The sequence below is a fragment of the Amycolatopsis kentuckyensis genome, assembly GCF_002155975.1.
GTDB lineage: Bacteria > Actinomycetota > Actinomycetes > Mycobacteriales > Pseudonocardiaceae > Amycolatopsis > Amycolatopsis kentuckyensis.
Window position 1 is genome coordinate 1 of sequence record NZ_MUMI01000470.1, and the last position, 8,786, is coordinate 8,786.

The 8,786-nt window shown below is 74.1% G+C and carries 7 protein-coding genes; 6 read left to right on the top strand and 1 reads right to left on the bottom strand.

The window, feature by feature from the left end; genetic code table 11:
• Window positions 1-196: 196 nt before the first annotated feature.
• Window positions 197-3,268 carry an AfsR/SARP family transcriptional regulator gene (locus CCN39_RS37250; protein WP_086850129.1) on the bottom strand — a complete coding sequence of 1,024 codons (3,072 nt, stop codon included), beginning with the start codon at window positions 3,266-3,268 and terminating at the stop codon, window positions 197-199.
• 86 nt (window positions 3,269-3,354) lie between these two features.
• Here CCN39_RS37250 and CCN39_RS37255 point away from each other — a divergent pair, with 86 nt between their 5' ends.
• From CCN39_RS37255 to CCN39_RS37280, 6 genes are all read left to right on the top strand, one after another.
• Window positions 3,355-3,993 carry a thioesterase II family protein gene (locus CCN39_RS37255; protein ID WP_086850131.1) on the top strand — a complete coding sequence of 213 codons (639 nt, stop codon included), beginning with the start codon at window positions 3,355-3,357 and terminating at the stop codon, window positions 3,991-3,993.
• A 56-nt stretch (window positions 3,994-4,049) separates the two neighbouring features.
• Window positions 4,050-4,493, top strand: coding sequence for a hypothetical protein (locus CCN39_RS37260; RefSeq protein WP_434781149.1), 444 nt, complete (start codon window positions 4,050-4,052; stop codon window positions 4,491-4,493).
• 44 nt (window positions 4,494-4,537) lie between these two features.
• Window positions 4,538-5,785: an MFS transporter gene (locus CCN39_RS37265; RefSeq protein ID WP_086850133.1), complete on the top strand. Its 1,248-nt coding sequence runs from the start codon at window positions 4,538-4,540 to the stop codon at window positions 5,783-5,785.
• 759 nt (window positions 5,786-6,544) lie between these two features.
• On the top strand, window positions 6,545-7,525 hold the full coding sequence (locus tag CCN39_RS37270; RefSeq protein ID WP_086850136.1) for an ABC transporter substrate-binding protein: 981 nt from the start codon (window positions 6,545-6,547) through the stop codon (window positions 7,523-7,525).
• A gap of 236 nt (window positions 7,526-7,761) precedes the next feature.
• On the top strand, window positions 7,762-8,568 hold the full coding sequence (locus tag CCN39_RS37275; RefSeq protein ID WP_086850138.1) for an ABC transporter ATP-binding protein: 807 nt from the start codon (window positions 7,762-7,764) through the stop codon (window positions 8,566-8,568).
• Window positions 8,561-8,786, top strand: a 226-nt coding sequence (locus tag CCN39_RS37280) for an ATP-binding cassette domain-containing protein (protein ID WP_143264289.1), incomplete at its 3' end; no start/stop codon positions are given. The genes CCN39_RS37275 and CCN39_RS37280, both read left to right, overlap by 8 nt.

Below are 8,786 nucleotides of genomic sequence, written 5' to 3' on the forward strand. Positions count from 1 at the left end.
CGCGAGAGTACCAGGCGCTGTACCGCGCGGTGGGCCACGTGACGGGGGAAGCCCTGGCGGGCGAGTTCCTCACGCGGCTCGGGGACCGGGCCACGGGCTGACCAGGCTGCCACGGCTGTGCGCTCTGGCACGGGCGAGCGGTCAGCCCGGGGCTGACCGCTCGCCCGTGCCAGAGCGCACAGCCGTGGCAGCCTGGTCAGCCCGTGGCCCGGTCCCCGAGCCGCGTGAGGAACTCGCCCGCCAGGGCTTCCCCCGTCACGTGGCCCACCGCGCGGTACAGCGCCTGGGACTCTCGCGCCGTCCCGCCGGCCAGGATCGAGCGGCCCGCCGCCTCCTGGACCGCCGCCAGTCCGAGCAGCGCCTCCGCCTCCACCACGCGGAACCCGCCCGCGCGGGCCGCGTCCAGTGCCGTCCGCGCGTGCTCGCCCGCCTCGCCCGGACGCCCGTCGGCCGCCAGGACCCGGGCCAGCGTCGCCGCCGCCTCGGCCAGCTGGCCGCGCAGCCCCGACTCCGCCGTCAGTGCGCGAGCCTCGCGCAGGACCCGCTCCGCCGCCGCCAAGTCGCCGCGGCCCTCCTCCGCCCGGCCCAGTGCGATCAGGGCCGCCGCCTCCACCTGGCGGTCGCCGTCGCGGCGGACGCACTCCAGGGCCGCCTCCGCCGTGGCCGCCGCCGCCGGGTGGTCGCCGCGGGCTATCTGGAGTGCGCTCACCACGTTCAACGCCGTGGCCTCGCCGAAGCTGGAGCTCAGGTCGCGGAACGCCCCCAGCGCCTGGTCGAGCACCTCGCCGGCGGCCGCCAGCCGCCCGGTGGCCAGGAGCACCGAGCCGAGGTCGGCGAGGTTGGCCGCCTCCCAGAAGGCCAGGTCCTCCTTGCGGGCCAGCGCGATCGCCTCCACCAGGCAGTCCTCGGCCTGCTCCAGCCGCCCCAGCTGCCGGTAGTGGCAGCTCAGCGAGTTCAGCGCCAGTGCCTCGCCCGACCGGTTGGCCAGCTCGCGGAACAGCTGGATCGCGCGCCGGCTGTGCTCGACGGCCTCCGACAGCCGTCCCGTCCACTCCAGCATCGCGCCGAGGTTCGCCACCGCCGTCGCCTCGCACTGGCGCCAGCCGCACGCGCGGCTGGCCAGCACCGCCTTCTCCGAGTGCCGGATGCCCGCTTCGTGCTGGCCCTCGCGGAAGTACGAACCGCCCATGGACAGGTGCACCAGCGCTTCGGCCGGCTGGGCGCCGTGGTCCTGCGCCGCGCGCAGCACGATCGGGGCCAGCTCGAGCCACTCGGCGCGCCGGCCGTGGTCGTGGAAGAACCGCCGCAACGCGTCGGCGAGGTACCAGGCGCCCGGGTACGGTCCGCGGGCCGCCGCCTGCCGCAGTGCCGCCGAAAGGTTCGGCACCTCGACGTCCAGCCAGGCCACCGCTTCCGCGGCACCCGCGAAGACGACCGGGCTCGGCGCCGAGGGCGCGTCCTCGCGGGGGAGCGCCACGATCCGCGCGCCGAGCAGCGCGACGGCGGCGTCCGCGGCCGCGCAGTAGCCGGTGAACAGCCGTTCCCACGCCCGGTCGCGCGCGGGCTCGTCCTCCTCGGCGCGGAGGCACTGCTCGGCGTAGCGGCGGGCGAGGTCGTGGAACCGGTAGCGGCGGGGCGCGTGCGCCTCCAGGAGGTTCGCCGCGATCAGCCCGCGCAGCCGCCGGGTCGCCTCGTCGACCGGCACCTCCAGCAGGGCCGACGCGGCGATCGCCGTGAAGTCGGTCCCCGGCACCACCGCGAGCAGCCGGAACGCCTGCCGCAGCCCGGGCGCCAGCGCCTGGTAGGACACCGAAAACGCCTTGGCGACCGCGCTTTCGCCGTCGAAGCCGAGGTGGGCCAGCGGGTCGCCGCGCAGCTCGTCGACCAGCTCGCCGATGCTGGCGACGCCGGTGTTCGCCGCGGCGATCCGCAGCGCCAGCGGGTGGTGGCCGCACAGGCGGGCCAGCTCGGCCGCCGCTTCCGGCTCGGCGGCGGTCCGGTCGCCGAGCAGGGCGGTCAGCAGCGCCTGTGAGTCGGCCGCGCGCAGCTGCGCCAGGCCGAGCGACCGCGCGCCGACGCGGGCGACCAGCTCGTCGAGCCGGTGGCGGCTGGTCACCAGCACCCGCCCCGACGACGGCAGCAGCGGCAGCACCTGGGCCGTGTCACGGGCGTTGTCCAGCACCACCAGGGCCTGCCGGTCGGCCAGCAGCGACCGGTAGAGCTTGCTCTGGTCGTCGAGGCCGGGCGGGACGTCCCGCAGGTCGACACCGAGGGTCCGCAGCAGCTGCGCAAGCGCCGCGGCGGGGGTGAGCGGCTCGTCCTCGGCGTCGAAGCCGCGCAGGTTCACGTACAGCTGGCCGTCGGGGTAGCGCGCCCGGGCGGTGTGGGCCCAGTGCACGGCCAGCGCGGTCTTGCCGACGCCGGCGGTGCCGGTGATCACCCAGACGTCCCCGGGTTCGTCGAGCGCGGCCAGCTCCGGCGCCCGGCCGGCGAACCCGCGGACGTCCAGCGGGAGCTCGGCGGGCCGCGGGGCGGCCGGGGCGGCGGCCGGCTCGCCCTCGCCGCGCAGGATCCGCATCCGCAGGTCCTGCAGGGCCTGGCCGGGTTCGATGCCCAGTTCGTCGACCAGCAGCCGGTGGGCCCGCGCGTACGTTTCCAGGGCTTCCGGGGTGCGGCCGCAGCGGTGCAGGGCGAGCATCAGCGTGGCCCGCAGGCGCTCGCGGAACGGGTGCTCGTCGACGAGCCGCCGCAGTTCCCCGACGACTTCACCGTGCCGTCCGGCGACGAGTTCCTGCTCGTACAGCTCCTCCAGCGCGATGAGCCGGCGTTCGGCCAGCGCCGGGCCCTCGTACTCCGCGAGTGACTCGCTCACCCCGCCGAGCGGGGTGCCGTCCCACAGCGCCAGCGCGGCCCGCAGGTGCGCGACGGCGTCCGCGCCGGAAGTGGCCCTGGCCTTGGCGACCTCTTCGTCGAAGACGTCGAGGTCGCGGTCGCCGGGCGCGACCTCGATGACGTAGCCGGGCGCGCGCCGCACGATGACGTCGCGGCCGAGCAGCTTCCGCAGTTCCGAGATGTGCACCTGCAGCCGCCCGCGGACGCTCGGCGGCGCGTTCTCGCCCCAGGTCAGGTCGATGAGGCGGTCCTCGGTGACCACGCGGTTGGGGTTCAGCAGCAGGGCGGCCAGCACGGACGTCTGTTTCTGGCCGCCGGGGCGGACCGGGCCCGTGTCGCCGAGGACCGTGACCGGTCCGAGCAGGCGGTAGCGCACGAATTGCCCCCCGGAAGACGGACCGAAGCGAAACGGAAGTGCTGTGGTCGACCCTATCCCCGGCCAGGCTGGAAGGGAGGCCACGGGTGGACCGAGACGACGTCCAGCGTCTGTTGTTCGTCTGCTTCCCGGACGCCGGGGAAGCCGCCGGCCGCTACCGGGCCTGGCGCGATCCGCGGATCGCGGTGCAGGTCGTGGAGCTGCCGGGCCGGGGCGACCGCCGGGACGAGCATCCCTACCGGGACATGTGGCTGCTGGTCGAGGCCCTGGCCGGGGAACTGGCCGGGGCGCTCGAGAGTCCGCACGTGCTGTTCGGCGCGGGGCTCGGCGCCCTGGTCGCCTACCGGCTGGCCCAGCGCCGGGTGGCCGCGGGACTGGGGGTCCCGCGGGCACTCGTCGTGGCGCACCAGGCGCCGCCGTCCCGGGCCGCGCGGGCGGTGCCGGAGCAGGCGGGCCGCGCCGACGTCAGCCTGCTGGCGAGCGACGCCCACCTGCCGGTGGCGCCGCCGCTGCCGTCCCCGATCCGCGGGTTCGGCGAGCCGCACGTGATGACCGGCTGGGGGGAGCACACGAGCGCCGGGTTCGTGCTCACGCCGGCGCGGGCGCAGGACAGCGCCGCCCTGCTGCGCGACGCCGTCCTGCGGTCGGCCCACCTGATCTCCGCCATGGCGGTGCAGTCGCCGGCTCCCGGTCCCGGCCCGGCGCCGAAGCTGGCCGGGGCGTAGTTCCCGATTCCCCGCCGGGAATTGGCCGGCGGCACCCGGCCGCCCAGGATGGCCTGGTGGAAACGATGACGGCGGACCCGGTGTCCGATCTCGACGCGCAGACCTTGGCCGAGCGCTACATCGCCCTGTGGACCGAGCCCGACGAGCGGGCCCGCCGCGCGGAGATCCGCGCGCTGTGGGCCCCGGACGGCGCGCACGTCCTCCTGCCTCCGGCGGAGCTGGTGCAGGCCGCGGCGGCACTCGGCTTCGACGCCCTGACCCTGGAAGCGCACGGCCACGCCGCGATCGAGACGCGGGTCGGCCGCAGCTACGCGCGGTTCGTCGCCTCGGGCGAGTTCACCTTCCGCGCCCGGGGCGGGGCGGTCCGGGCCGGCGACGTGGTCACCTTCGAATGGGAGTCGGTGCGGCTCGACGGCGACGTCGTGACGGGCGGCGGCTTGGAGGTGCTGCAGCTCGGCGCGGGCGGAACCATCGTGCGGGACACCATGTTCCCGCACTGACCGAGAATACGTAAGCACTGTTACAATCGCGGCGTGATCCGGCCATGCCCCTGACCCGCGCCTTCGCCGACCTCACCCCGCTGCGCACCTCGCCCCCGTTCCGGCGGCTGTGGCTGGGCCGGGTCTTCTCCGGTCTCGGCTCCCAGATGACGCTCGTCGCCGTGATGTTCCAGGTCTGGGAGCAGACCCGGAGCACCTTGTGGACCGGGGCCGTCGGGCTGGCGCAAGCGCTTCCCCTCGTCGTGTTCGGCCTGTTCGCCGGCTCGCTCGTGGACCGCGCCGACCGGCGGAAGGTCGCTCTCGCCGCCACCACGGGGCAGGCCGTCTGCTCGGTCGTCCTCGCCGTGCAGGGGTTTCTCGGCGACGTGCCGGTCGTCGCGGTGCTGGGGCTGGTGGCCGTCCAGTCCTGTTTCGTCGCGGGCGGCGGGCCGGCCGCGCGCACCTTCATTCCGCGGCTGCTGCCGCCGGAGCAGCTGTCCGCCGGGCTCGCGCTGAACCGGATCGCCTTCCAGGGCGCGATGCTGCTCGGCCCCGCGCTCGGCGGGCTCGTCCTCGGGTGGGCCGGTGCCGGCGGCTGCTACGTCGTCGACGCGGTCACGTTCGGCCTGGCCTGCTACGGCGTCTTCGGCCTCCCGGCCATGCGGCCCGGCGGCGAGCCGTCACGGCCCGGGCTGGGCGGCGTGCTCGACGGGCTCGCCTTCCTCGTGCGGACGCCCGTCGTGCGCGGGGCGCTGCTCACCGATCTCGCCGTCACGGTGCTGTCCATGCCGATCAGCCTGTTCCCGCTGGTCAACGCCGAACGCTTCGCCGGCGACCCGCGCACGCTCGGCCTGTTCCTTTCGGCCATCGCGGTCGGCGGGGCCGGGGCTTCGCTGTTCTCCGGGACGTTCACGCGGCGGCCGCGGCCGGGCCGGGTGATGCTCGTGGGGTCGGCCGCCTGGTGCGCCGCGCTGATCGGGTTCGGCCTGGCCCCGGACCGGTGGCTCGGCCTCGCCTGCCTGGTGCTGGCCGGGGCGGCGGACACGGTCGCGGTGGTCTCGCGGAGTGCGCTGGTCCAGCTGGCCACCCCGGACGCCCTGCTCGGCCGGGTGGCGGCGGCCGAGCAGATCGTCGGCCAGGCCGGCCCGGACATCGGCAACCTCCGCGGCGGTCTCGTCGCGGGCGCGGTCTCGGGCACGTTCGCGGTGGTCAGCGGCGGGGTGCTGGGTGTCGTGGCGGTGGTGCTGGTCGGCGCGGCGACGCCGGGGCTGCGCCGCTTCGTGACTCCCGTCGAGGCCGCGGCGAAGGGATAGCCGGCCGGCTTCTGCTTGCCGGTGTGGCGTTCTTCGCCGAATTCGGACAGGTGGCCGAGGCTCCGGCCGACCGCCTTGTTCACTTCCGGGCCGGCGACGAAGGAGGGGGACGTCCGGCTCGCCGCCGAACACCCACCGGCTTTCCCGGGGGATCCGCCGGAATTCGTTCTCCTGGGCGGCCGGATCCCGGACGACTTCGGCAGGCGCCGTGCGCCGTCAGGGTTCCGGCCGCGTCCGGGGCGTCCGCCGCCGCCGCTCGGCCGCCGGCTCCCGGTTCTCGGAATCGACGAGCACCCGGCCGCGGGCCGAATCCGGAGAAATCCAATCGAGGCGTCCCGGAATCGACCTTCGTAATCAATTGTTCGGCGGCGCCGCATTCCGGCGCGTACCAGACCTTCGCGAATTGATTGGTCCGCATTGCCGGTTCTCCGGCCGTCCGGTTCGTCGAAGGGGGAGGTTACGCCAAGCAGTCGCTTCGCCACTCGGTGGCGTTACGACGATCAGCGCAACCCGACGTCACTACCTGGGGTGGCAAGATCACGAAACCCGTCGATCGGACGTCGGTTTGTTTCCGGCGGGGACGTCCGTCCTGTCAGTGGGTTACCCGTTCGCCGTCCTGTCACTCTTTCGCGTGAACGTGGCGTGACATATTTCTCGGCAACGCATTTGCGGCCCGGGAAATCGTCATCTACAGTCCCGCTGATCACGGCCGAACGAGCCGTATTCCGTGGTCCCCATAATCTTCTCCGAGGAGTGGCATTGCTTCATCGCGCCTCGACACGCCGGCTCGCCGTGCTCGCCCTGGTCTTCGCCGTCCTGCTGACCGGGTGCAGCCAGCTCAAGAGCTCCTCCACTGCCGGTGATGTCGAAAAGCCGTCGATCCGGGTCGCGATCCTCACCACCGTCGACCTCGCGCCGCTCTGGCTGGCCCAGGAGGGCGGGTACTTCAAGGCCGAAGGCCTCGAGGTGCAGACCGACGTCGGTGCCAGCGGGCAGGAGACGCTCAGCCGGATGACCAGCGGCCAGGACGACCTCGCGCTCTCCACCTACACCCTGTTCTTCCTGGCCAAGAGCAGTGGCGCCGCGGACGTGAAGCTGGTGACCGACGGGACGTCGGCGAGCCCGCGCAGCAACGAGGTCGTCACCGTGCCGAACTCGCCGGTCAAGACGGTGAGCGACCTGCAGGGCAAGCGGATCGCCATCAGCTCGAAGAACGCCGCTTCGGACGTGCTGACCCGGTCGGTGATGCGCGACCACGGCGTCGACCCCGGCAAGGTGCAGTGGGTGCCGATGCCGCTGTCGGAGATGAGCGGCGCGCTGGCGCAGGGGAAGGTCGACGCGGCCTACCAGCCGGAACCGTTCCTCACCCAGGCCGCCCGGACCGCGGGCGCGTTCCCGGTCATCGACGCCGCCAGCGGCAGCACCCAGAACTTCCCGCTCACCGGCTACGGCGCCACGGCCAAGTGGGTCCAGGACCACCCGAAGACGATGCGGGCGTTCCAGCGCGCGATGCTCAACGCCACCCGGGCCGCGATCGACCGGGCCCGGATCGAGCCGCTGGTCGTCCGCAACGCCAAGGTCGACCAGGACATCGCCAGCCTGATGGTGATGCCCGCCTTCGGGTCGAGCCTGGACGCCCGGCGCATCCAGCGGGTGCCGGACCTGCTGCAGCAGCTGGGCGTGGTCCAGACGAAGATCGACGCCTCCTCGATGATCGCCCCGCAGAGCGGCACCGGCTGAGCCGGCGACCGGTCGCCGAGGGCGGGTGCGCACATCGCGCACCCGCCCTCTTTTTTCGCCGCACCGCCGGTTGCCGGAACTTTCCGCGAACGGCGGCTGTTCCGAAATTTTCGGACCGCCGGCGCCGGTCCGGTTTCGGCGATTCGCACCTTGACACGATCGCCGCCGCAGCCCACCCTCTTCATACCGACCGCGCGGTACGGCGTTGTCCACATGGTGGGATAGGAGAGTCGTCGATGACACTTCTCGGTGCGGCACTGCCCGGCGAGGACCTGCTCGTGGTCGACGGCCTCACCGTCCGCTTCGGTGGTCTCACCGCCCTGCACGACGTCCACCTGAGCGTCGACGCCGGCACCGTCGTCGGGGTGATCGGGCCCAACGGCGCGGGCAAGACGACGCTGTTCAACGTCGTCTGCGGGTTCGTCCGGCCCCAGGCGGGCCGCGTGCTGTGGCGGGGAAGCCCGCTCGTCCGCCACCGCCCGGAGCACCTCGCGCGGCTCGGGATCGTCCGGACGCTGCAGGGCCTCGGGCTGTTCCCCGGACTGACGGTCCTCGAGAACGTGCTGGCCGGCGCGGGCCGCCACGCCCGGACCGGCGCGCTCCCGGCCCTCGTCGGCGCCGGCCGCTCGGCCCGCGACGAAGCCGACCTGGCCGGGCGGGCCCGCGAGACCCTGGGCGAACTCGGGATCGCCGACCTCGCCGACCGGCTGCCCGGCGTGCTGCCCTACGGCGTGCGGAAACGCGTGGCGCTGGCGCGGGCCCTGGTCGCCGAACCCGATCTGCTGCTGCTCGACGAACCCGCGAGCGGGCTGTCGTCCGCCGAACTCGTCGAGCTCTCGACCCTGATCCTCTCGCTGCGGCGGCACATGGCGGTGGTGCTGGTCGAACACCACATGGACCTGGTCATGCAGGTCTGCGACCGGGTGGTGGTGCTGAACTTCGGCGAGGTGATCGCGACGGGCCCGCCGGCGCAGATCCAGGCCGACCCGCGCGTGGCCGAGGCCTACCTCGGCGACCCCGCCGAGGAGGCGTCCGGTGCTTGAGATCGAAGAGCTGTCCGTGGCCTACGGCGCGGTCCGCGCGCTCGACGGCGTCGGCATCACCGTCGAACGCGGCGGGATCACCGCCGTGCTCGGCGCGAACGGGGCCGGGAAGACCACCCTGCTGCGCACCATCAGCGGTCTGCAACCCGCCCGCGGCGGCCGGATCACCTGGGACAGCAGGGAACTCACCGGCCTGGCCCCGGACCGGATCGCCCGCG

What these genes read in the sequence shown, in the direction of transcription:
- CCN39_RS37275 (WP_086850138.1), top strand. Translation starts at nt 7,762, where the DNA reads ATGACACTTCTCGGTGCGGCACTGCCCGGCGAGGACCTGCTCGTGGTC.
- CCN39_RS37265 (WP_086850133.1), top strand. Translation starts at nt 4,538, where the DNA reads ATGCCCCTGACCCGCGCCTTCGCCGACCTCACCCCGCTGCGCACCTCG.